Below are 22,315 nucleotides of genomic sequence, written 5' to 3'. Positions count from 1 at the left end.
ATGAACGACGCAACAGCCGAAGCAGAGACCCCGGTGACGGGCACCTACCAGAAGACCGGAACCTTCCTCCACACCTCCGCGGCCGCCCACGCCCAGCAGTTGGCCCCCGTGCTCGACAAGTACACCGTGGACAAAGGGGAGATGGCCTCCCGGCTGCCACCCGGCCGGGCACTCAACCCGAGCTGCTTCTACCCCGAGGTGACCCCCACCGAGGTCGTCCCGATGAACCTGGACGACGACCTCGCCGACAACCTGGCACGCCAACTGCGGTGCCAGGCAGTCATCCAGGAGAGCTTCGCAGCCGCCTCGATCGGCAGCTACTTCCCCGTCTCCACCATGTTCGAGAACTGCGTCCTGTTCGTGCCCTCGGCCAAGCGCTTCTACGACCTCAACCAGGACATCGTGCAGGAGCACTTCCCGGAGGTCGAAACCGCGGTGGTCAACGCGTTCATCGTGCCGGCCAACAAGAAGCCGTACGGCACCCACGCGGCCAGCAGCATCGGGCTGCAGGTCCCGTCACTGGTGAAGAAGCGGCTCGGGTTCCCCACCGAGTACCGCAGCTTCCACACCGCGCTCACCCCGACGCCGCTCGACCGCCAGCCCTTCGTGATCTTCGAGGAGGCCGAGGTCGAGGCGCCGAACCTGCAGTACGTCTACGAGAAGATGCTGGAGTACGGCCTGGCGGGCGAGGAGAAGGCCGCGGTCGACAAGGCGCTGTTCCTCTTCCTGGAAGGGAACCTCTCCGAGATCGATCTGCCCTCGGTGCGCGACTTCCTCATGGCGAAGTACTGGGAGATGCGCTACGCCGACACGCCGTCCCCCGGCTACTACTGCGACAGCAGGGTGGGCGACGCGCTGGTCTTCGACAACTACCGCGTTCACGCGGACGGCACGCTGCCGATGACGTCGAAGGACCGGCTCACCATCGACCTGCGCTGCTTCAACCGGGTCCACTATCCGCGCGGCATGTCCAGCGGACTCGACTTCATCGTCGACCCGGACGAGCGCGCGTACCAGACCAGGCGCAAGTGGGCGTCGATCGAGTTCCTGCTCGCCACGCTCGGCTACGAGAGCGTGGACGAATTCCTGCGCCTCGTGTTCGGCTCCAAGGTGCGCGCGGATTCCATGGATCCGTTCCGGCTCATGACCGACCTCCAGTACGGGATCTACAACAAGTCCGACTACCACCTCCTGGACCAGAATCTCGATGACCACTACGAGCGCGTGGAGCGCCTGTACGAGCGCATCGTGAAGGACGGGGAGTACGTGCTCCCGGACCGGGCGAAGGACTGCCTCAAGGCGTTCTCGAACTAGCCCGGAACCGGAAGGGGTTCGCTCCATGATCCACACCGACGCCCTGCCCCCGCTGGTGCAGGAGTTCTGCAAGGTCACCAGACTTCCGCACGATCCGTTCGCGAAGGCATTCCTCAATCGGTGCCGCTCGCGCACGATCAAGGTGAACGGAAGGTTCTACAAGTACTTCCAGAGCGGCAGCGGTCCGACCGTGCTTCTGGTGCACGGTCTCCACGCCAATCTGGGAAGCATGGTGACCCTTGCTGAGGAGCTGCTGAGGCAGGGCTTCCGGGTGGTGCTGTTCGATGTGACGGGTCACGGGGAGGCCCTTGGGGAGACGGCCGATCCGGTCGGGATACGTGCGCTGATGCGCGGCATGTACGACCGGATCACCGATCTCCACGCGGTGATCTGCCATTCCCTGGGCGGGCTGTGGGCCCTGTCGGCGTGGCACGGCGGAATGAACGCGCGGGCGCTGATCTCGATTTCGTCGCCGTCCAGCATGCTGTTCATCGCCGAGAAGTTCGCCGAACTGACCGGACTGACGGTCAATCAGTTCCAGGAGCTGAGCGGACAGTTGGAGGCCAGCTTCGGAACGGACCTGTGGACCGCGTACTCGCCGAGGGAAGTCGTCAAGGCCATCGACGTACCGGGGCTGATCATCCACGGGAGCGACGACGAGTACGTACCTCCCGGGCATGCCGGGGAACTTCAAGCCGGCTGGTCGCGGTCGAGGCTCGAACTGGTCGAAGGCGGCGGGCATTTCGAGATCATGGAGTCGCCCCAGGTACGGAGCATCGTCACCGCGTACCTGCGTGAGGTGATATAGACACCTGCGCGAAGCGAAGCAGGTACCCCACCATGCGAAGCAGGTACCTGCCTGGAGTGAAGCAGGAGAGCGGTCCGGCCGGTCGGCCGGCCGGTGCACCGAGGAGCGAGAAGGCCACATGGACACGACGGAAAAGCTGCGGCGGATGGCGTTCACGCCGATGCGCACCCCCCTTCCCCGCGGAACCAAGGAGATCCTCGACCGGGCCTCGACCGAGGTAGAGGTCGTCGACGGCGACAAGGTGGTCCACTACGTCTGGGGCGACGGAGAACGCCGGGTTCTCCTGGTGCACGGCTGGGCCGGCAACGCCGGGCACGTGGCCGCCTTGGCCGAAGCGCTCGTGGCGGAAGGGTTCACCGTGGTCGCGGTGGACCTGCCCGGCCACGGCGAGTCGGAGGGCAAGGAGTCGTCGGTCATCCACTTCGCCAGGGCCATCGAGGCGGCGAACGAGCGGTTCGGCCCCTTCCACGCCCTCGTCGCCCACTCGATGGGCGCCCTCGGCGCGACCCGTGCGATGTCCCGCGGCGTCGGCCCGGAGAAGGTCGTCTTCTTCAACCCGATCGCCAGCTATACGAGCCTGTGGCGGCGCTCCGGGGAACTGTTGCAGGTGTCGCCGGAGGCGATCGCCCTGGTCCGTGCGCGTGCGGAGGACTGGCTGGGGGTGCTGTTCGACGACATCGAACCGCTCGCCGCCGCGCCGGACTTCTCCAGCAAGCTGCTGATCATCCATGACGCCCACGACCCGGAGTCCCCGCTGCCCGACAGCGAGGCGCTGGTGGCCGCCTGGCCGGCCGCCGAACTCATCGAGGTGGAGAACCTGGGCCACACCCGGGTCCTGCGCGACGACGACATGGTCCGGCGCGTGGTGGGCTTCGTCACGGATGCGCAAGACGCGCCGAGAACATGACCGCCGCGCTCGCACCCGCCGAGAACATGACCGCCGCGCTCGCACCCGCCGCGGCCGGCCATCTGCTCGCCGCACTCGCCGTCGTGCTGGGGATCGCGTATCTCGGCCGGTGGCTGGCCCGCCGGGCCGGGCAGCCCGCGGTCGTCGGAGAGATAGCCGTGGGCATGCTGCTCGGGCCCGCCGTGCTCGGCTGGCTCTGGCCGCACGCACAGCAGGTCCTGCTGCCGGCCCCCGTACTCGAACCGCTGCGCGCGCTCGGACACGCGGGGCTGGTGTTCTTCCTGGTCGGCGTCGCCCACGAGCTGCGGCTCGACTCCGCCCGGCTGCGGGACCGGGCGGTCGGCTGGACGGTCGTGGGCACCCTGGTGCCCTCCCTGGCGGCCGGTGCGGCCTTCGCCGGCTTCCTCGTCTGGTACGACAGGCCGGAGCTGCGCGGCGACGGCCCCACCCTCGCCTTCGTACTGCTCCTGACGATCGCGATGGCGGTCACGGCCGTACCCGTGCTCGCCAGGATCCTCGCCGACCGGGGCCTGACCAGCACGCGCGCGGGCGGGCTCGCGCTGACGTCGGCCGTGATCGTCGACGCCTTCGCGTGGCTGGTGCTCGCGGTGGTGATCGGTATCTCCAGGGGCGGCACGGAAGGCATCGCGACCGCGGCCGGGACACTGGTGCTCGGACTGGTGGCGACCACGCTCGTCCGCCGGCTGCTTAGGCTCGGGCCGGCCGACCGGTTCTGTGCGCGGTACCCCTGGGTGGTGGCCGTGCTGCTGGGCGGCTGCGCGCTCGGGTCGGCGTCGGCGGCGGAGGCCTGGGGGCTCACGGCGATCTTCGGCGCGTTCGTGGTGGGGCTGGCGGTCCCGACCGGTTCGGTGCACTGGGACGCGCCGGTCCGCCGGGTGTCGACGCTGGGCCTCTGGCTGGTGCCGGTCTTCTTCGTCACCACCGGACTCAAGATCTGGACGGGATCGGTCGGCATACCGTGGCTCGTGGCGATCGGAGTGACGGCACTTGCCGCGCTCGCCAAGATCGGTGGCGGCTACGTCTTCTCGCGCCGGGGCGGGGAGGAACGCACCGGGGCGCTCCGGCTGGGCGTCCTGCTCAACACCCGGGGACTCACCGAGATCGTTCTGCTGCAGGCCGGGTACAGCGCCGGAGTGCTCACCCCCGCGCTGTACCTCGCCCTGCTGGTGATGGCGCTGGTCACCACCGCCATGACCGGCCCGTTGCTGACACTGCTCGACAACCGGTTCCCGGCCGCCGACGACCGGCCCGTACGCGACAAGGAGGCCGCGTCCGAGAGTTGATGGCCCCACCCCTCACGCGAAACCTCGCCCCTTACCTCCTCACGCGGAAGCCGACGGCTGCGCCGGCAGGACGTGCGTACCCGGCCGGTCGGTCGTGAGGCACAGCGAGCAGATGATGCCGCCCGAGGCACTGGCCAGCACGTCCGGGCGCTCGAAGGGCTGGGCGCAGACACCGCAGTCGTACGTCACGGCGCTCGGATTGCCGTCCGCGTTGAGCATCGGCTCCTCGATGCCGTCGTCCGTGCGGCGCAGGTAGTAGCGGCCCTTGGTGGCCACCGCCACGGCCGGGGTCAGAAGTACGGCGACGACGACGGCGACCAGCGGCGAGTACGGCTGGACCGCGTCCCCGAACAGGCCGAAGTAGACGGCGATGGACAGGAGCGAGGAGGCCAGGAAGGAGACCACGCCGACCGGGTTGACCGCGTAGAGCATGCCGCGGCGGAACTCCGGCTGCTTCGGGGAGAGCTTCAGGACGTACTTGTTGACGCCGATGTCGGTGGCGACCGTCACGACCCACGCCATCGCGCAGTTCGAGTAGAAGCTCAGCACGCTGTTGAGGAAGGCGAACATGTTCGCCTCCATCAGGATCAGCGAGATCGCGAGGTTGACCAGGACGAAGACGATGCGGCCCGGGTAGTGCTTCGTCACCCGGGTGTACGAGTTCGTCCAGGCGAGGGAACCGGAGTAGGAATTGGTGACGTTGATCTTGACCTGGCTGAGGACGACGAGCAGGAGCGCGAGCGGCACGACCAGCCAGCTGGGCATCAACTGCTTGAAGGCGGCGGTGAATTGCTCGATCGGCTCCACCGCGGAAGCGACGCCGACGGCGTCCACCACGTACACGGCGAGGAAGACGCCGATGGTCTGCTTCAGCGCTCCGAAGACCACCCAGCCGGGGCCGGCGAGGAGGGTCGCGGCCCACCAGGAGCGCTTGTTCTCCTCGGTCTTGGGCGGCATGAAGCGCAGGTAGTCGATCTGCTCGCCGATCTGGCCCATCAGCGAGAGACAGACGCCGGCGCCCAGCATCACCGCGGCCGTCGAGATCCCGGCGCCGCCCGAGCTCCCCCCGTACGAGAGGAACCGGCTCACCGAGTCGGGCTCGGTGGCGACGACGTACACCAGCGGCGCGACGATCAGGACGATCCACAGCGGGTTCGTCCACGACTGGAGCTTGGTGAGCGCCTTCATGCCGTAGATGACGAGGGGGATGATGAGGAAGGTGGAGAGGGCGTACCCGGCCCAAAGGGGCATCCCCAGCGCGAACTTGAGGCCCTGCGCCATGATGGCGCCCTCGGTGGCGAAGAAGATGAACGTGAAGCTGGCGAAGATGACGCTGGTGATCACCGAGCCGTAGTAGCCGAAGCCCGAGCCGCGGGTGATCAGGTCCAGGTCGAGGTTGTAGCGGGCCGCGTAGTACGCGAGCGGGATGCCGGAGACGAAGATGACGGCCGCGGCGAGCAGGATCGAGAGCAGCGCGTTGCCGGTGCCGTGGGTCATGCCGATGCCCGCGCCGATGGAGAAGTCCGCCATGTACGCGATGCCGCCGAGCGCGGACGCGCCGACCACGGCGGGGGTCCAGCGGCGGTAACTGCGGGGCGCGAAGCGGAGGGTGTAGTCCTCCAGCGTCTCCTTCGCGGCACGGCCCGCGCCGTCGGGGTCCGGGGCACTGCCCGTGCTGTCGGGGTCCGGGGAGGGGCCGGGGGAGAGGTCCGGGGAGAGGTCGGGGGAGAGGTCCGGGGCGGGGGCCGCCTTCCGGGGCTCGACGGCGGGCGACTGGTCGACCGTCACGGGGGCCTCCAATGAGGTGGGGGTACGTGATCGGCGACAGTAGGCAGCGGGTGTTTCCGGCCCCCGTCCCGTGCGTAACGCACGTATTTCGGCACGGGTGGGGGCGCGTGGGGTCTCAGGAGCCTCGGGTGCGCCGGTATACGGGGGAGTGCTTCAGCGCAGTACGAGCCGTTCGACCGGACCACCCGGCTCCGGCAGCCGCAGCCCTTCGCGCCCGGGAGTGATCGTCCCGAGGACGCGCGGCCCGGCGGCCCCGGTGCACTCCGGCACGTTGCCGGGCAGTCCGTGCCAGGTCAGAAACCCCAGCACCGCGAAGGCGTACGCCTCCTTCGCGTCGGACGGCAGCCCGAGCTCGTCCGAGGACCGCACCGGCACCCCGCCGCCCAACTCATCCCGGAGCGCCGCCAGTAGGACCGGATTGCGAGTGCCGCCGCCCGAGGCGATCACTTCGGTCGCGCCCAGCGGCCGTACCGCATCGGCGACCGTCCGTGCGGTGAGCCGGGTCAGCGTGGCCAGGACGTCGGCGGCGGACAGCGCGGCGAACCCCTCCAGAGCGGCCCGCAGATAGGGCAGATGGAACAGCTCCTTGCCCGTCGTCTTCGGGGCGGGCAAGGAGTAGTACGGATCCGCCAACAGCCGTCGCAACAAAGGCTCGTGGACCTCTCCGGCCGCTGCGAGCGCGCCCTCCGCGTCGTACGCGAGCCGCCCGTCCGTCAGGTCCTGGACGGCCGCGTCGAGGAGGGCATTGGCCGGGCCGGTGTCGAAGGCGAGCGGGGAGCCGGGGGAGGGGACGGTGATGTTGGCGATCCCGCCCAGATTCAGGGTGACCGGCACCCCGGGCCACCCGCGCAGCCACAGCAGGTCCAGCAGGCTCACCAGGGGCGCGCCCTGCCCGCCCGCGGCGAGGTCGCGCGGCCGGAAGTCGGACACCACCGGGCGGCCCGTCGCCTCCGCGATCCAGGCGCTCTGCCCGATCTGCAGGGTGCCGTACGCCCGGCCGTCCGCCACCCAGTGGTAGACGGTCTGCCCGTGTGAGGCGATCAACTCGGCCTGTCCTGCGCAGAGTTCACAGTCCGCGCGGACCGCGAGGGCGGCGAAGGCCTGCCCGATCAGGGTGTCCAGGCGGCACACCTCGGCCATGGTGGTGCGGGACGGCGGCAGTGCGCCGGCGAGCGCGGCCCGCAGCCCGTCGTCGTACCGCGCGCTGACCATCCCGAGCGGAGTCATCGTCAACACGCCTTTGTGCAGGGTGAGTTCCGCTGCCGCTGCGTCGATCGCGTCGTACGACGTCCCCGATATCAGCCCGACGACCCTCATCGCAGCGGCTGCCGGTGGTCGTCGCCGCGCAGCGTCAGCAGGGCGAGCGCGCTGACGGCGCATGCCCCGGCCGCGTAATAGGCGGGGATGTCGGCGTCCCCGGTCCGTTTGATCAGTTCGGTGATGATGAGGCCCGCGCAGCCGGAGAACACCGTGTTCGACAGGGCGTACGCGAGGCCGAGGCCGGTGCAGCGGACGGACGTCGGGAACATCTCGGCAAGCATCGCGGGCCCAGGCCCCGCCATCAGCCCGACCACCGCACCCGCGACGAACACGGCAGCGCCCTTCCCTACCGTCGAAGTCTCCTGATCCTGAAGGATGTTGATCAGAGGAAGGGAGAGTGCGGCAACCAGGAGCGCCCCGGTCAGCATGACCGCACGGCGCCCGATCCGGTCGCTCAGCAGGCCCGCCGGGACGATCGATGCCGCGAAGCCGAGATTGGCGAGCACGGTGGCCACGAGCGCCTCCCGGAAGGAGGCGTGGAGGGTGGACTGGAGATACGAGGGCAGGACGACCAGGAAGGTGTACCCGGCGGCGGCCCATCCCATGATCCGTCCGGCGCCCAGCACGATCGCCCGCAGCACGTCCGCGGCGCGCGGCGCCGCGGTATAAATGGCTTTCTCCGTACGGAAGTTGGGCGTCTCCTCCAGTCGCAGGCGCAGCCACAGCGCGACCAGCCCCAGCGGGAGGGTCAGCAGGAACGGCACCCGCCAGCCCCAGTCGTTCAGCGCGTCCGCGGTCAGCAGGGTGGCGAGCAGCGCCGCCACGCCCGCGCCGCCGAGCAGTCCGAGCGCCACGGTGAAGGACTGCCACGACCCGTAGAGCCCGCGCCGCCCGGCCGGTGCGAACTCCGTCAGCAGCGACACCGCACCGCCGAACTCCCCACCCGCGGACAGGCCTTGGAGGATCCGCAGCAGGGTCAGCAACCAGGGTGCCGCCGCACCGATCGTGGCGTACGTCGGCAGCAGGCCGATCAGCGTCGTCGCGGCGGTCATCAGCACGATGACCACGATCAGCGTCGGCCGCCGCCCGATCCGGTCGCCGAGCCGGCCGAACAGCGCGGCCCCCACCGGCCGGAAGAAGAACGCCAGCGCGAACGACGCGTACGTCTTGACCAGCGCCTCGGCGTCGCCACCGCCCTCGGGGGTGAAGAAGTTCGCCGCGATGACCGTCGCGAAGTAGCCGTAGACGCCGAACTCGTACCACTCGACGAAGTTCCCGACCGACCCCGCGACCAGCGCCCGCCGGGAGCGGACGGGCGGCGGCGACGCGCCGCCGGACATGGCGCTGGGCACGCCGTCGGGCGAGCCGTCCGGCGGGGTCGGTGGGACGGACGGGGCGGGATGTTCGGCCGGGGGAGTCACCCTTCCTCTCTGCCCGGTGGGCGCGCCGGGGAAGCACCGGATGCGTCAGCGGCCGGGCGTTCTGGGGAAGCACCGGATGCGTCAGCGGCCGGGCGCTTGGGGGAAGCGCCCTGCCTGTTACGTCAGTGGCTTTCCGCCCCGTGCCGAGACCGCGAGAGTGTGGACCGTGCCGCTGGCGTCGATCTCGATGATCGGGATCGCCTTCTGTTCGGGGGAGCCGTCGTTTTTGAACGAGATCACCCCGCTGGCGCCGTGCACCGCCTCCGTGCCGCTCAGGGAACCCCAGATCTGGATGACGTCCGAGCCGGTCACCGTGCCGTTGGTCTCGGAGTTGGCGGCGGCGAGACGGATCCCGGCGACCGCCGTGAGTACCGCGTCGTGGCCCATGATGGCCTGCCCGTCGTCCAGCGCCTCCCCCTTGAACGACGTACGGAACCGGCCGCCGGGGCCGAACGACGACAGCGCCGGGCCCCCGTACGCGTCCGGCCGCAGGGTCCAGCTCCCCGGGTGCGCGAGGCCCGTGTAGACCAGCCGTACGTTGCCGTGCCGCAGCGTGTCCTTGATGTCCTGGAAGCCTGCCGCCTGCGCGGTCTGCGAGGCGTCGTCGCCGGAGATCACCAGCACCTGGCGGTCCTTCGCACAGGGACGGTCCTTGAGCGGGGCGAGGAAGCGCGGCAGGTCGATGCCGCGGCCCGCGAAGTAGATGACGTCCGGCTTCGCCGCGCAGATGGTCGACATCCGGGTCTTGAACGCGGTCGCGACCCCGGCCCGCGACGAGTCGTACATCTCGGGTTCCGCGGCGGCCAGCCGGTTCTTGGGGAAGGCGGCCAGGAACCTGTCGCCCAACGTCTTCGTGTACTGGTCGTCCTTCCGCTTGTCCTGGACGACCAGCACCCGCTTCTTCGCGTACTCCTTCTGCTGGAGGAAAGCGGCGGCGGCGAACGCCTCGTCCGAGTTGACCGGCGCCACCCGGACAAGACCCGGCACCCCGCTGAGCGTGTCGGCGGTCAGCACCGAACCCACGGCGCCCAGGTCGAGACCGGGCACTGCGGGCTTCTCCGTGGACCCCTCCGGGGGCTTCTTCTCCGCCGTGATCCTGCGGATCAGGCCCTCGGTGGCGTCCGTGCTGGTGCCCAGGCCCGCGACCGCGACGATGCGGTCCTTGGGCGTACGCAGCCGGATCTGCTCCAGCGTCGCGGAGGCCTGTGCGGCGCCGTTGCCGATGTGCGCGAGCAACAGTTTGATCTTCGGGAGGTCGCCGTACTTGTTGGACCGGTTGGCCTCCATCTGCGCGGTGTACGCGCCCTGTATCTCGTGCCGCACCGAATCGGGGGTGTTGGAGTCCTTCTCGCCCGGGACCATCGACATCAGATAGACGACGCTGACGCGGCTGTTCGGCCGGTCGCTCTTCGTCGACTGGGCCTCGACCGCGGTGTTCTCCTGGCGGATCTTGGCGAACAGGCTGCCGAGGTTCTTCTTGTCGAAGACGTAACTGCCGTCCGTGACCCCGACGCAGACGCCCCCGACCCGCTCGACGCCCGTCGCGCACGAGGTGTCCGCCACGGGCTTCGGCGGGTCGGGCCGCAGCAGCCAGTAGAGCCCGCCGGCCAGCACCGCGAGCGCCACGACGACGGCCACCACTCTGCTCCGCCTCCGCCGCCACCAGGGCGGCAGTACGACACCCCAGTCGTCGGGCCGGGGGCGGGACCTGCTCCAGGGCCGCTGCATGTGCGAGGCTCCTCTGCTCGGTGGTCGGTCCGGTGGTTTGCCCGGTCAGTCCGTGTAGCGGACGGCTTCGGCCAGCAGTGACGCGGCGTCCGCGTCGGCCACCATGGCCACCTGCCGGAACATCGCGCCGATCTTGTGGTTGAGCTCCGGCGCACCGGCCGGCAGCCGGCGGCGCGGGTCGCCCGCCAGCCACAGCGCGGCACAGAGTTCGGCGAGCGGACGGCCCCTGGCCGGGTCGGCGTACGCACGCGGCGCGTAGTCGTGAGCGAGCTCGCCCGCCAGCCGCTGCGGCGAGGCGTCGGACAGGTGCACGGTGTACATGGGCGCGGCGGTCACGTGGTACAGCTCGCGCAGCCAGGGCACCAGATCACCCGCGTTGAGCTGTGCCAGGAAGTGGCCGACGACGGTGTCGAGTTGATTGTTCGCCAGCAGGTGGTAGAGCTCGTCGAGCGGCTGGTGCTGGTCCTTGTGCCACCGCGCGAGGTCGCCGTGCAGCCTGTTCCAGCGGTCCACGGAGCCGCCCGGCACTTCGGCGAGCTCGTCGAGGAGCAGCAGCCGCAGCCAGGGGTGCAGGACCGGCTGTTCGTCGTAGGTGTGATCGGTGGCGCGGGAGGAATCCGGGCGGCGGGAGGGCAGCAAGTAGCCCGAGGGGCCGCGGCCGCCCCGGGTGTGGGCGTCCTCGGGCACCCGCGCCGACAGCCACAGCCGGTCCCGCAGCTCCCGCATCAGGGTGTCCCTGGCGTGCTCGGGCCGGTCGTTCAGCAGCCCCGCGTTGACGGCGGCCCGCGGGGTGCGGGCCGCCGCCACGAACGTGGCGGCCTGCCGCTGGTCGGAGGTGAACCCGGACAGCAGCCGGCGGCGGATGACCTCGGCCAGCGACGGGTCGGGCGGCGCCCCCTGCGGGTGTGCCTGGAGCAGGCCGCGCAGGTCCTCGTCGGTCGGGCCCCCCTCACGTATGCCCGCCAGGAACGCGTGCAGCGTGCTGACGCTCCACGGGTGGCCGTACGTCAGCCGGTGGACCAGCGGAGCCGTGCTCCGCAGTACGCGCGCCGCCGGGCGGCCCGTCGCGTCGTGCCGCGCCGCCTCGTACTCGCCCGCCTCCCGTGCGACCTCGGTCTCCGTCAGGTCGCGCAGCAGCACCGGACACCACCAGCTGGGCGGCGGGGCTTCGGGCCTGGGCCGCCATGCGCCGTACGACAGCTGGCCGGGGGCGAAGAGCCGCAGGCCCGTGCCGTTGCCGTTGCCACTGCCGTCGGCGGACTCCGGAAGGACGCGGGTGGTGGCGCCGGTGGCGACGACGAGCAGCGGGTCGTACGCCCCCCGGGACGCGCGCTCCTGACGGAGGTCGCAGAGCAGTTCGAGGAACGGGGTGCCGTGCGGGGAACCGATGTTGTCGAGCAGGACCAGACAGTTGTAGAGCCGGTCGCCGCCGGCGAAGGCGGCGCCGAGGTCGTCGAGGAACGCCTTGCACAGAATGCGGTCGACGTCCCTCGCATCGTCCGGGATGTCGCTGTGGTGCAGGTGGTTGAGGTCGATCAGGGCGTCGAAACCCGCCTGCGCGCTGTCGTTGCCGAAGGACTTCAGCGCGCTCTTGAGGAAGGGGTTGAAGGCGGCCGACGACGGGAGCCGCCGGACGCCGCGCAGCAGCAGACCGGCCAGCAGCGGCAGCGGAACAGGTATCCCCGACGGGACAAGGCCGAGGGACTCGATGGCCTCCGCGGCGCTCTCCGCGGTCTGGGCCAGTTCGCCGGAGCGGGCCGAGTTCAGCGCTTCCTTGAGCTCGCGGCGCGCGACGACGCGGCTGTCCCGGGACAGCGGCGCGATACTGACCGCGAGCAGCCCGAGCATCAGCCGGGGGAACCGCGGCGCGTGCACACTGTCGTGCTTGCGGGCGAGCAGGAACGCCAGATGCCTGGCGGTCTCGTACGGGCGCTGCGCACCGCGCGGCCCGAAGTCGACCCGGGCGGTCAGGAACCGGGCTCCCTGCCGGGCCAGATGATCGAGCGCATGCGTCTTGCCGCTGCCGGGGCGTCCGAGGAGGACGACCACGGGCAGCGGCCTGGCCGCCCTCGTACGCTGCCAGCAGTCGCGTACGAAAGCGGTGATCTCCGCCTGACCGGCGGGGGGAGTGCTCGAACTCTGGGACATCCGGTCTCCCTGGGACAGGAGTGATCGCGGAGGCAGCATCGTTTCACGAACTCACCGGCACGGCACAGGGAATTGACCTCTTGGCCGTCTTTGCGTCAACTGCTCCGGCCGGGGGAGGAAAGAGGACCGGGACGGTCCACCAGCTCGTGTGCGTACGGAGGTTCGGCGCCCGCCCGCGAGCAGGACAGCGCCGCCGCACGGGCGGCGAGACCCAGCACCTCGCGCCAGCCGTCTCCGTCCAGCGCGGCCATCGCCTCCGGGGTCAGCGGGCCGCGTGCGGACAGGGCGTGCAGAAGCGCCGCGGTCACGGTGTCCCCCGCCCCGATGGTGTCGACGACGTCGACCGGCACGCCGGGCACGGAGTGCTCCCCGCCCCATGCTTCCCCTGCTCCCCTCACGAACACGGTCAGCCCGTCCGCGCCCCGGGTGACGACGACCGCCGCCGGGCCTGCCGCGAGCCAGCCCTCGACGTCGTACCCCAGCCAGTCGGCGTCCTCCTCGCTCAGCTTCAGCAGCGAGACGTGCGGGAGCCAGCCGAGGAACCGGGCCCGGTAGGCGTCCGCGTCGGGGATCAGCCCGGCCCGGACGTTCGGGTCGAGCACGACGAAGGTGCCGCGCGCCGCCTCCCGCCGCATCAGCTGCTCGTACGCGGAGGCCCCCGGTTCGAGCACCAGCGAGCAGGTGCCGACCGACAACGCTCGTACGGTGTCCGGTAGTTGGGTGGGCATCTCGAAGAGCCGGTCCGCGCAGCCGTCGACGTAGAAGTGGTACGACGCCGAGCCGTCGGTGCCGATCGAGGTAACGGCGAGCGAGGTCGGCTCGGGTCCGCGCTGGAGCAGGGCGGTGGACACCTTCTCCCGGTGCAGCCGCTCGACGAGCGAGGCGCCGAAGGCGTCGGTCGAGATCCGCGAGCAGAAGGCGACGTCCGCGCCGAGCCGGCCCAGCGCCACGGCGGTGTTGTACGGGCCGCCGCCGCGCGCGGGAAGCAGCGGGGCCAGGGCGTCGCCCCCGGCCTTCGGTACGAGGTCGATCAGGGCCTCACCGGCGACGACGATCACGGAAATGTCCTTTCGGGGGCGGTACGGGCGGCCGGAGCATAACCGGTCCCGCGCCCTGCCCCCGCACAGCAGTACTGTCCTACCCCCGCACAGCAGTACCGTCCTACCCCCGCGCAGCAGTACCGTCCTACCCCCGCGCGGCGAAGTGCCGTACCCCCTCGATCCGCACCCAGGACACCACACCCACCTCGGCCAGTACCTCCAGGTGCGCGTCGATCTCCAGGACCGCCAGCATCCGGTGCTGGTCGGGAAGGTCGTCGAGGCGGCGGAGCCTGCGGGTCCACGGCAGCTCCTGTGCCACGGCGAGCGCCGTGGCCGCTCCGGCCCGCACCTCGCGGAGCACCGCCTCCAGCCGCTCCTCGTGATGGGCGAGGAGTTCGTCGACGCGAGTGTGCACGCTGGCGGTCACCCTGCCGTGTGCGGGCAGCAGGAATGCGTCCGGCAACTCCCGCACCAGGCGCAGGGATTGCTGGAAGGAACGCAGCGGGGACCTCTCCGGTACGCACTCGAAGCCCAGGGACGGCGTGATGTGCGGCAGCACGTGGTCGCCCGCGAACAGCAGGCCCGCCGCCGGATCGCCGAACACCACGTGCCCCCGGGTATGACCCGGTGTCGCCACCACCGAAAGACGGCGGTCGGCGAGCTGGACCTGTTCGCCGTCGTCGAGCCAGGCGTCCGGCGGGCCGAACGGCATCGCCCACTCCTCGGGCGTGACCGGCCACGCGTCGACCCGGTCCGCCAACTCCCCTGCGCCACAAGCCCGTAGCTGGGCCGACTGCCGGGGGTGCGGGCTCCGGGTCAGGTCGAGCCCCTCGATGGAGTGCCGCTCGCCGCGCCCGATGCGTACCCGGGAGCCCAGGGAGTCGCGCAGAGCCAGCGCCTGGGTGTAGTGGTCCCAGTGGGCGTGGGTCACCAGGATCTGGGAGATGTCGCCGAGCCCGTACCCGAGCCCGGACAGTGCCTTGGCGAGGGCCTTCTCGGTCTCCGGGCGCGCCCAGCCGGAGTCGATCAGGACCAGTCCCTCCGGGTCCTCGATCACGTAGACGTTGACGGCGGCGAGGCTGTCCAGGGGGAGTGGCAGCGGTATGCGGTGGACACGGTCGCTCACGGCGTGGGCGCCGGGTTCGGTCCAGTCGTCGGGCTGGTCCGGCAGGGGCATCGGCACGGCTCGCTCCGATTCCATGGCGGGTGCAAGGAGTTTTGAGCGTAGCGCTGATTCGCTGAAGTGGGCGGATTCCCGGGCACGTTGAGGATCACAGGCCGCGGGGGTGGACCTGGAGCGGGTCGCGACCCGTGCCGCGTCGGCCCCCGAGCCCGTCAGGCCTTCCTGTCGCTGCGGCCGCACACCCAGGACAGGGCGTCCCGCACGCCCTGTACGTACTCCCGGGGGATGTCGCGGCGCACCGGGTTGCTCAGCTGCTCCTCGGCGGCGTCCAGTTCGGCTTCCAGCTGGGCGGGACTCGGTGCGACCGAGCTTCGGGAGCCGGTGACGGGGGTGGTGTCCCCGCTGCCCAGGGCCCAGACGTACCCTGCCAGCGCACCCCTGCTGATCTGGGTCTGCCGGTCGGGAGCGGCGGTCGCGGCCTCCAGCTCGTGGAGAACCGCCTCGGCCTCGGCCCGCGACCGTGCGCCCACGGAATCGGGCGGCGGAGATCCAATGTGTGTGTCTGCGTCTGTGGGTGTGTCCGCGTGCGTGTCGTGGAGGTTCATGCCTTCCGTGTGTCCCGATGCCCCGGGCTGATGTGCGGAGCGACGCCCGGGGCCGTCCTCGCCGTCGAACTGGAAGGTGCCCTGGACATATATCGGATCCACTCCCGCGCCTGATCGGTTTGTGACCCCGATGGCCTACCGTGTGGGCCGTGGAACGGCACAGACAGAGACCCTCCGGCACCCCCCGGACCGGCACCCTCCGGATACGCATGGCCGCGGCAGCACTCGCCGCGGCCCTCTCCGCATCCGTGGGCAGCTGGGCGTACGGGCGCGCGGGCGGCTCCGCCGGAGACGTCGTCCGTGACCTGGCCGTCGGCCTCGCCTACGCGGGCGGCGGCCTCACCGCCTGGTGGCACCGGCCCGCCAACCGCACAGGCCAGTTGATGATCGCCGAGGGCATCACCTGGTTCATCGGCAACCTGCAGGGCACCGGAGTGCCCGCCCTGTTCGCGCTGGGCGCCTGGTGGGAGGCGCTCAACATGGCCGTCCTCGTCCACCTCGTGCTCTCCTTCCCCGACGGCCGGCTCGGCTCCGCGCTCGCCCGCCGCCTCGTCGTCTTCTCCTACGGCCTGGTCGCCGTCGGCGGTCTGCTGCGCGCCCTGACCTACGACCCCGCCGTCGTCGCCGTCGAGGCCACGTACCTGTCCTGCAACGACTGCGGGCCCAACCTGCTGCACGTCCCCGCCCTCGCGGACCTCTTCACCCCCGTCGACACTGTCTACCGCATGCTCGGCTGGGTGCTCTCGATCGTGCTCGTCGTCGCGATCCTGCGGCGCTGGCACCAGGCGTCGGTGGCCCGCCGCAGGGCCCTGCTGCCCGCCTGGATCGCGATCGCGCTCGCCTCCGCGTTCCTCCTGTGGGACCTCCTGGTACTGCTGCTGCCCACACCCCCGGCCGGCGCCTTCCAGGAAGGCGTCTTCCTGCTCTCCGACCTCACTCAGGTCGCCGTCCCCGTCGCCTTCCTCGTGGGGCTGCTGCGGATGCGCCTGCAGCGCGCCGAGGTAGGCGACCTCGTCATCGACCTCGGCACCGACCCCGACCAGGACCGGCTGCGCGACGTGCTCGGCCGGGTGCTCGGCGACCCCGGGCTGCGGCTCGGCCTCTGGCAGGAGGAGAAGGAGGCGTACGCCGACGGGGCGGGCGAGAGCGTACGCGGCGAGGGCGCGGGGCGGACCCGCGTCGACTCCTCCCGGGGCACCCCGCTCGCCCTCCTGCACCACGACCCCGCGCTCGACGAGGATCCCGAACTCCTCGAAGCCGTCGGCGCGGCGCTGCGGCTCGCCCTGGAGAACGTATGGCTGCGGACCCAGGCCAAGGAGGTCACGTCGCGGATCGTACGGGCGGCCGACGCCGAGAGGGGACGCCTGGAGCGGGATCTGCACGACGGTGCGCAGGCCCGCCTCGTCTTCGCGCTGATGGCGCTGCGCCGCGTCGACAAGGGCCTCGCCGACCACCCCGACCCCTCGCTGCGCCGCTCCGTCGGCGAGGTCGAGGAGAGCCTCACCCTCGCCCTCGAAGAGCTGCGCGGCATCGCCCACGGCATCCACCCCGCCGTCCTCACCCGCGAGGGCCTCGGCCCCGCGCTCACCGCCCTCGCCCAGCAGGCCGCCGTGCCCGTCGTGGTCTCCGCCGAACCCCGGCGCTACGACCCGGTGGTGGAGTCCACCGCGTACTTCACCGTCTGCGAGGCCCTCGCCAACGCGGCCAAGCACGCCCGCGCCAAGGCCGTCAGCGTCTCCGCCCGGCAGTCCGGGGACCGGCTCGTCGTCGAGACCGTCGACGACGGCATCGGCGGCGCGGACACCTCGCGCGGCAGCGGGCTGCGGGGCCTGGCGGACCGGCTGGCCGCCGTGGACGGGATACTGCACGTGGAATCTCCCGCAGGCGGCGGGACCAGAATCAGGGCGGAGCTGCCGTGCGGGTGATTGTCGCCGAGGACACGGCGATCCTCAGGCAGGGGATCGTACGGCTCCTCACCGACGCGGGATTCGACGTCGCCGCCGCACTCGGCGAGGCGACGAGACTGCCCGCACTGGTCGCCGAACACCGCCCGGACGCCGTCCTCCTCGACATCCGGATGCCGCCCACCCACACCGACGAGGGCCTGCGGGCCGCCGCCGAAATCCGCGCCCTGCATCCGGGCACGGGCGTCCTGCTGCTGTCCCAGTACGTCGAGACGACCGACACCGTACGGGCCCTGGCCGAGAATCCGCGCGGCTTCGGCTACCTCCTCAAGGAGCGGGTCGCCGACATCGACGAACTCGGCGGCGCCCTCAGGCGCGTCGCAGCAGGAGGCAGCGTCCTGGACCCGCAGGTGGTGGACCGGCTGCTGAACACCCCGCGCGCCCCGGGCCCGCTCGACGAACTCACCGCCAGGGAACGCGAAGTGCTGGGCCTGATGGCCGAGGGCCGGAGCAATGACGCCATCGCCCGTTCCCTGGTCATCGGCGCGAAGACGGTCGAGACGCACGTCCGCAACATCTTCGCCAAACTGGCGCTGGAGACCGACCTGCACGACCACCGCAGGGTGCGGGCCGTGCTCACGTACCTGAGCCACCGGGCCGCCTTCTGACCCGCGGCAAGCAAGGACGTGCCACCGGAGGCACCGCGTCCACCACGGGACGGACGCCTATTAGAATCGCTTGTCATGTCGAAGCTTGACGAGTTGCTCGTTGATGTCGTCGCCCTGGTGGAGTCCGGGCACAGCAATCAGATGTCTCTGACCGTGGTCGCCGGAGGTGCCGTCATCACGGGGCGGCTGGCTCCCGAAGCCGTCTGGAGGCAGCGGGTGTCGGAGGTCCTGGCGGACTCGGCCCGCCTGAGTGATTTCTCCGCCGTCTTCACCGCTGCGGCGCGCGGGGAAGGGCCGCCCACCCATCTGCACTTCCATGTCGCGCGGATTCTGCAGGGCTCGGTGGGTATCCCGGAGACGGGCGGGATGTACCGCGTGGCGATCGAGGACGTCAGCGCCTGGACCGTGGGCGACTTCAGCTACTCCGACCACTGAACGTTCACCCACCCACGACCGCGCCGAAGCCCCCTGGCACGCGGTGAGGGGTCCGACCGGTGCTTCCCGGTCGGACCCCTCACTGCTGGTGCGGGGCGGCTTGCGCCGGCCCGTCGGTCAGGCGGCCGCGGGAGCGCCGAGCGTCGCGGAAGCCCGTGCCAACGGGGTGAGGGCACGCGCGGGTACGGCGGCCCGGGGGAGGTCGCGGCAGGTGAAGCCGAGTCGGGACATGGCCCGGAGGACTTCCCCTGCGCTGAAGTCGCGGCGGTCCTGGCGGGTGATGATCTGCCCGACCTGCTTGAGCGGGTAGGTGCGGCGGCCGATGATCACGGACTCGCCGAAGACCTGCTCGGGCTTGATGCCCTTCATCGTCTCCAGGACGCCGCTCTTGGTGAGGTCGAACGGGAAGCGGGCGATGACACAGCGCATGATGCCTCACAGGGAGAGGAGCGAAGAGGGGGTCGTACCGCGGCGAGGTCGTTCAGTGCGTCAGGGCGAGGACGCCCAGAGCGCTGCCGTGTGCGTCGACGACGGGCAGCGCGTCGAGCCGGCGGCTGTGCATCGCGTGCGCGGCTTCGGCGATCGGGGTCACGGGTGAGGTGCACGGCTCGCGGTCGCCGAGGATGTCGCGCAGTCGGACGCGGTCCGTGTACGTGGGGCTGCTGCGGGTGGCGGCGAGCTGGGCCCGGGTGACCAGCCCGGTGCACACGCCGTCGTCGTCGCAGACGAGCAGGCGTCCGGTGCGGGCGCCGGCCATGACGGCCAGGGCGACCTCGACGGTCATGTCGTCACAGACCTGCGGTCCGGTCGCGTCCATCGCCTCGGCCACCGTCCGTGGCGCGGTGGTGGTGTGCGGTGAGCGGGGCTGCATCTGAACCAGCGTCAAAAGGTGCCTCCTGCAGAGATGGGTCAGCTTTCGGATCACGAAGGGTCAGGCCGCCGCATTGAAGGAGGACTGACGCACGTTCACGCGCCGGGCAGCCGAAGCGGGGCTGCGACGACCGCGCGAGGCCGCGGTGCGGGTGCGCCGCTCGGCCACCGGCGCGGTGATCGTCACGGGGATCCCGGACGGGGCCTGGGCGCCGGTGATCCGGCTGAGTGCCTCCTCGCCGGAGCGGACCTGGGTGGTCTGGGGCACGATGCCGGCCGCCGTCATGAGGCGGCTCATGTCACGGCGCTGGTTCGGGGTCACCAGGGTGACGACGCTGCCGGACTCACCGGCCCTGGCGGTGCGGCCGCCGCGGTGGAGGTAGTCCTTGTGGTCGGTCGGCGGGTCGACGTTGACGACGAGGTCGAGGTTGTCGACGTGGATGCCGCGCGCCGCGACGTTCGTCGCGACGAGCACGGTGACGTGACCGGTCTTGAACTGGGCCAGGGTCCGGGTCCGCTGCGGCTGCGACTTCCCGCCGTGCAGGGCGGCGGCCCGCACCCCACTGGTCAGCAGGTCCTGGGTGAGCCGGTCGACAGCGTGCTTGGTGTCCAGGAACATGATCACCCGGCCCTCGCGTGCCGCGATCTCTGTCGTCGTCCGGTGCTTGTCGGCGCCGTGGACGTGCAGTACGTGGTGTTCCATCGTGGTGACCGCGCCGGCGGACGGGTCGACGGAGTGGACCACCGGGTCGGTGAGGTAGCGGCGGACCAGAAGATCGACGTTGCGGTCGAGGGTGGCGGAGAACAGCATCCGCTGACCCTCGGGGCGTACCTGGTCCAGGAGCGCGGTGACCTGCGGCATGAAGCCCATGTCGGCCATCTGGTCGGCCTCGTCCAGGACAGTGATCGCCACCTGGTTCAGCCGGCAGTCACCACGGTCGATGAGGTCCTTGAGGCGGCCCGGCGTCGCGACGACGACCTCGGCGCCGGCGCGCAGCGCGTTGGCCTGCCTGCCGATCGACATTCCGCCGACAACCGTGGTCAGGCGCAGCCGCAGCGAGCGGGCGTACGGAGTGAGCGCGTCGGTCACCTGCTGAGCCAGTTCACGGGTGGGTACGAGGACCAGGGCGAGCGGCTGGCGGGGCTCGGCACGCTGTCCGGAGGTGCGTGCCAGCAGTGCCAGGCCGAAGGCGAGGGTCTTGCCGGAGCCGGTGCGCCCGCGGCCCAGTACGTCACGGCCCGCGAGGGTGTTGGGCAGTGTCGCGCCCTGGATCGGGAACGGGACGCTCACGCCTTGCGCGGTGAGCGCGGCCAGCAGCTGCACGGGCATGTCGAGGTCGGCGAACGCCTCGACGGCGGGCAGCGCGGGGGTGAGGGTCTTCGGCACGGCGAACTCGCCCTGGACCGCGGTTCGACGGCTGGGGCCGCCCGAACGACGCGGGCTCCCCGAACGGGTCGGGGCGGGCGAGCCGAAGCGGCTGCCCCGGCCCGAACCCGAACCGGAGCCGAATGCGGGGCCGCCGGTGCGGCTGCGAGTGCGGGCGGAGCGGTCGTTCGTACGTGTGGGGTTCATGAGGAACCTTCCTTGACGCGGCACGTATCAAGGAATTCCCGCAGCAGGAAAGCAGCGCGGGGAACCACGAGAACGGGCCGAACGGAAATGCGAAAGAATCGGACTGCAATCCGCTAATGGATTGCGGGCGATGAAAATGATGACGTCACGCACAAATGGAATGAGGACGTCGATGGAGCAGAAATCCGCAGGAGCGAGTACCCCCGGGAAAGGGGCTGCGTGCGGCGGTGGCCCCACAGGGCGGAATCACTGTGGAAAATGCCCGCAGCTGGGGCCCGCACCCCGAGGGATGCGGGCCCCAGCTGCAAAATGTGCGTCAGTGTCAGGCGGGAACGATGTTCTCGGCCGTCGGACCCTTCTGGCCCGTCGCGATGTCGAAGGTGACCTTCTGGCCTTCGAGCAGTTCACGGAAGCCCTGGGCGGCGATGTTCGAGAAGTGGGCGAACACGTCGGCGCCGCCACCGTCCTGCTCGATGAAGCCGAAACCCTTGGCCGCGTTGAACCACTTCACAGTGCCTGATGCCATGTCTTATCTCCTCTGGGGCAGTACACCGGGACCCGCGATGTGCGGATGCCGGGTCGCCGCGATGATGCCCCGACCGGAAAATGACCGGCAATTCAAAAGCTTCCAGCGGATATCAATTCCGACGAAAGGCTTCAAGTTTTGGGAACCACAACTGCAACTGAGATCGACAGTAGCACGCAGCAACAGCCTGCGTGCGGCAAATAATTGCACTCTGCCGGGCAGGAGAAAAACACTCCCCACCGGAAGCGTTAAAGCCTCCCTGCGCGATTACAGATATTGACTCCCGTGGAGCGAAGCGTTCAGGAAAGTCGACCGTCCGTACGCAGCCCCGGCGTGGGCCGACTCCGCGCGGAACCGGGACCTGTAGCCGGAAGGCGGCCGACTGCTCCGTCGTTTTCGTCAGAGGGCATCCGCAGGGTTCGGCGACTCGGATGCACGGCGGTATTCGGCGTTGAGACGCTGGGCTTCTTCGAGCTGGTCTTCGAGGATGACGATGCGGCAGGCAGCCTCGATCGGGGTGCCCTGGTCGACGAGTTCCCGCGCGCGGGCGGCGATGCGCAGCTGGTAGCGGGAGTAGCGGCGGTGGCCGCCCTCGGACCGGAGCGGGGTGATGAGGCGGGCTTCGCCGAGGGAGCGCAGGAAGCCCTGGGTGGCGCCGATCATCTCGGCGGCCCGGCCCATCGTGTAGGCGGGGTAGTCGTCGTCATCGAGACGCCCGAACGAGTCGTCTGCTGTCATTTGCACCTCTCTGTTCTGTGAACGCACGGGTGTGAACGCACGGGAGGGGCCCGGGTGCCATGTGGCACCCGGGCCCCGAAGGAACTGCTACACCATCTGCCGGCCCTGGTACTGCGCCGGCCCTCTGTATCCGCCGACCCGACCTGGATGCTGTC

General features: G+C 70.6%; 20 protein-coding genes. 7 read left to right on the top strand and 13 right to left on the bottom strand.

Translation table 11 applies throughout. The annotated features are described in order from the left end of the window. The 4 genes from AB0D18_RS35220 to AB0D18_RS35205 all read left to right on the top strand — a co-directional run bounded on the left by AB0D18_RS35220 (nt 1) and on the right by AB0D18_RS35205 (nt 4,333). Complete coding sequence (locus AB0D18_RS35220) at nt 1-1,314, top strand: hypothetical protein (RefSeq protein ID WP_362428244.1); 1,314 nt, start codon at nt 1-3, stop codon at nt 1,312-1,314. 25 nt (nt 1,315-1,339) lie between these two features. Beyond that, nucleotides 1,340-2,122, top strand: coding sequence for an alpha/beta fold hydrolase (locus tag AB0D18_RS35215; RefSeq protein WP_362428241.1), 783 nt, complete (start codon nt 1,340-1,342; stop codon nt 2,120-2,122). Nucleotides 2,123-2,240: 118 nt separating this feature from the next. Next, nucleotides 2,241-3,029: an alpha/beta hydrolase gene (locus AB0D18_RS35210; RefSeq protein ID WP_362428238.1), complete on the top strand. Its 789-nt coding sequence runs from the start codon at nt 2,241-2,243 to the stop codon at nt 3,027-3,029. Then, on the top strand, nt 3,026-4,333 hold the full coding sequence (locus tag AB0D18_RS35205) for a cation:proton antiporter (protein ID WP_362428236.1): 1,308 nt from the start codon (nt 3,026-3,028) through the stop codon (nt 4,331-4,333). The genes AB0D18_RS35210 and AB0D18_RS35205 overlap by 4 nt, the downstream gene beginning before the upstream one ends. A 39-nt stretch (nt 4,334-4,372) precedes the next feature. On the opposite strand, the gene AB0D18_RS35200 is transcribed toward AB0D18_RS35205, so the two are convergent. From AB0D18_RS35200 to AB0D18_RS35165, 8 genes are all read right to left on the bottom strand, one after another. Then, nucleotides 4,373-6,121, bottom strand: coding sequence for an allantoin permease (locus tag AB0D18_RS35200; RefSeq protein WP_362428233.1), 1,749 nt, complete (start codon nt 6,119-6,121; stop codon nt 4,373-4,375). A gap of 153 nt (nt 6,122-6,274) precedes the next feature. After that, the gene (locus AB0D18_RS35195) at nt 6,275-7,438 is read right to left on the bottom strand and encodes an anhydro-N-acetylmuramic acid kinase (RefSeq protein WP_362428231.1); all 1,164 of its coding nucleotides are present in this window, start codon (nt 7,436-7,438) and stop codon (nt 6,275-6,277) included. Then, nucleotides 7,435-8,721: an MFS transporter gene (locus tag AB0D18_RS35190; RefSeq protein WP_362428387.1), complete on the bottom strand. Its 1,287-nt coding sequence runs from the start codon at nt 8,719-8,721 to the stop codon at nt 7,435-7,437. Before AB0D18_RS35190 ends, AB0D18_RS35195 begins: the two co-directional genes overlap by 4 nt. Before the next feature lie 198 nt (nt 8,722-8,919). After that, entirely contained in the window at nt 8,920-10,530 is a 1,611-nt protein-coding gene (locus AB0D18_RS35185; protein ID WP_362428228.1) for an ABC transporter substrate-binding protein, read from the bottom strand. Between the two features lie 45 nt (nt 10,531-10,575). Then, nucleotides 10,576-12,678, bottom strand: a complete 2,103-nt coding sequence (locus AB0D18_RS35180; RefSeq protein WP_362428225.1) for an ATP-binding protein — start codon at nt 12,676-12,678, stop codon at nt 10,576-10,578. Between the two features lie 95 nt (nt 12,679-12,773). Beyond that, complete coding sequence (locus AB0D18_RS35175; protein WP_362428223.1) at nt 12,774-13,736, bottom strand: carbohydrate kinase; 963 nt, start codon at nt 13,734-13,736, stop codon at nt 12,774-12,776. A gap of 127 nt (nt 13,737-13,863) precedes the next feature. Continuing rightward, on the bottom strand, nt 13,864-14,895 hold the full coding sequence (locus AB0D18_RS35170) for an MBL fold metallo-hydrolase (protein ID WP_362428384.1): 1,032 nt from the start codon (nt 14,893-14,895) through the stop codon (nt 13,864-13,866). 158 nt (nt 14,896-15,053) lie between these two features. Further along, nucleotides 15,054-15,446 carry a hypothetical protein gene (locus AB0D18_RS35165; protein ID WP_362428220.1) on the bottom strand — a complete coding sequence of 131 codons (393 nt, stop codon included), beginning with the start codon at nt 15,444-15,446 and terminating at the stop codon, nt 15,054-15,056. A gap of 209 nt (nt 15,447-15,655) precedes the next feature. On the opposite strand from AB0D18_RS35165, the gene AB0D18_RS35160 reads away from it, so the two are divergent. From AB0D18_RS35160 to AB0D18_RS35150, 3 genes are all read left to right on the top strand, one after another. After that, nucleotides 15,656-17,371, top strand: a complete 1,716-nt coding sequence (locus AB0D18_RS35160; protein WP_362428217.1) for a histidine kinase — start codon at nt 15,656-15,658, stop codon at nt 17,369-17,371. Further along, complete coding sequence (locus AB0D18_RS35155) at nt 17,368-18,018, top strand: response regulator transcription factor (protein ID WP_362428381.1); 651 nt, start codon at nt 17,368-17,370, stop codon at nt 18,016-18,018. Before AB0D18_RS35160 ends, AB0D18_RS35155 begins: the two co-directional genes overlap by 4 nt. 75 nt (nt 18,019-18,093) lie before the next feature. Further along, nucleotides 18,094-18,453 carry a hypothetical protein gene (locus tag AB0D18_RS35150; RefSeq protein ID WP_362428214.1) on the top strand — a complete coding sequence of 120 codons (360 nt, stop codon included), beginning with the start codon at nt 18,094-18,096 and terminating at the stop codon, nt 18,451-18,453. Nucleotides 18,454-18,570: 117 nt separating this feature from the next. Here the strand turns inward: AB0D18_RS35150 and AB0D18_RS35145 are convergent, their stop codons facing one another. From AB0D18_RS35145 to AB0D18_RS35125, 5 genes are all read right to left on the bottom strand, one after another. Continuing rightward, entirely contained in the window at nt 18,571-18,882 is a 312-nt protein-coding gene (locus tag AB0D18_RS35145; protein WP_362428212.1) for an SCO5918 family protein, read from the bottom strand. Between the two features lie 52 nt (nt 18,883-18,934). Beyond that, nucleotides 18,935-19,339, bottom strand: coding sequence for a CBS domain-containing protein (locus AB0D18_RS35140; RefSeq protein ID WP_362428209.1), 405 nt, complete (start codon nt 19,337-19,339; stop codon nt 18,935-18,937). Nucleotides 19,340-19,384: 45 nt separating this feature from the next. Further along, the gene (locus tag AB0D18_RS35135) at nt 19,385-20,896 is read right to left on the bottom strand and encodes a DEAD/DEAH box helicase (protein WP_362428206.1); all 1,512 of its coding nucleotides are present in this window, start codon (nt 20,894-20,896) and stop codon (nt 19,385-19,387) included. Between the two features lie 322 nt (nt 20,897-21,218). Further along, nucleotides 21,219-21,422, bottom strand: a complete 204-nt coding sequence (locus tag AB0D18_RS35130) for a cold-shock protein (protein WP_328398200.1) — start codon at nt 21,420-21,422, stop codon at nt 21,219-21,221. A 399-nt stretch (nt 21,423-21,821) separates the two neighbouring features. Next, nucleotides 21,822-22,160: a MerR family transcriptional regulator gene (locus AB0D18_RS35125; RefSeq protein WP_362428203.1), complete on the bottom strand. Its 339-nt coding sequence runs from the start codon at nt 22,158-22,160 to the stop codon at nt 21,822-21,824. Between the last annotated feature and the right edge of the window lie 155 nt (nt 22,161-22,315).

Origin of the sequence: Streptomyces sp. NPDC048442 (assembly GCF_040651475.1) — a bacterium.
Classification (GTDB): domain Bacteria; phylum Actinomycetota; class Actinomycetes; order Streptomycetales; family Streptomycetaceae; genus Streptomyces.
Note: the sequence above shows the minus strand (reverse complement) of the source record. Positions and strands in the feature narration are given on the sequence as shown.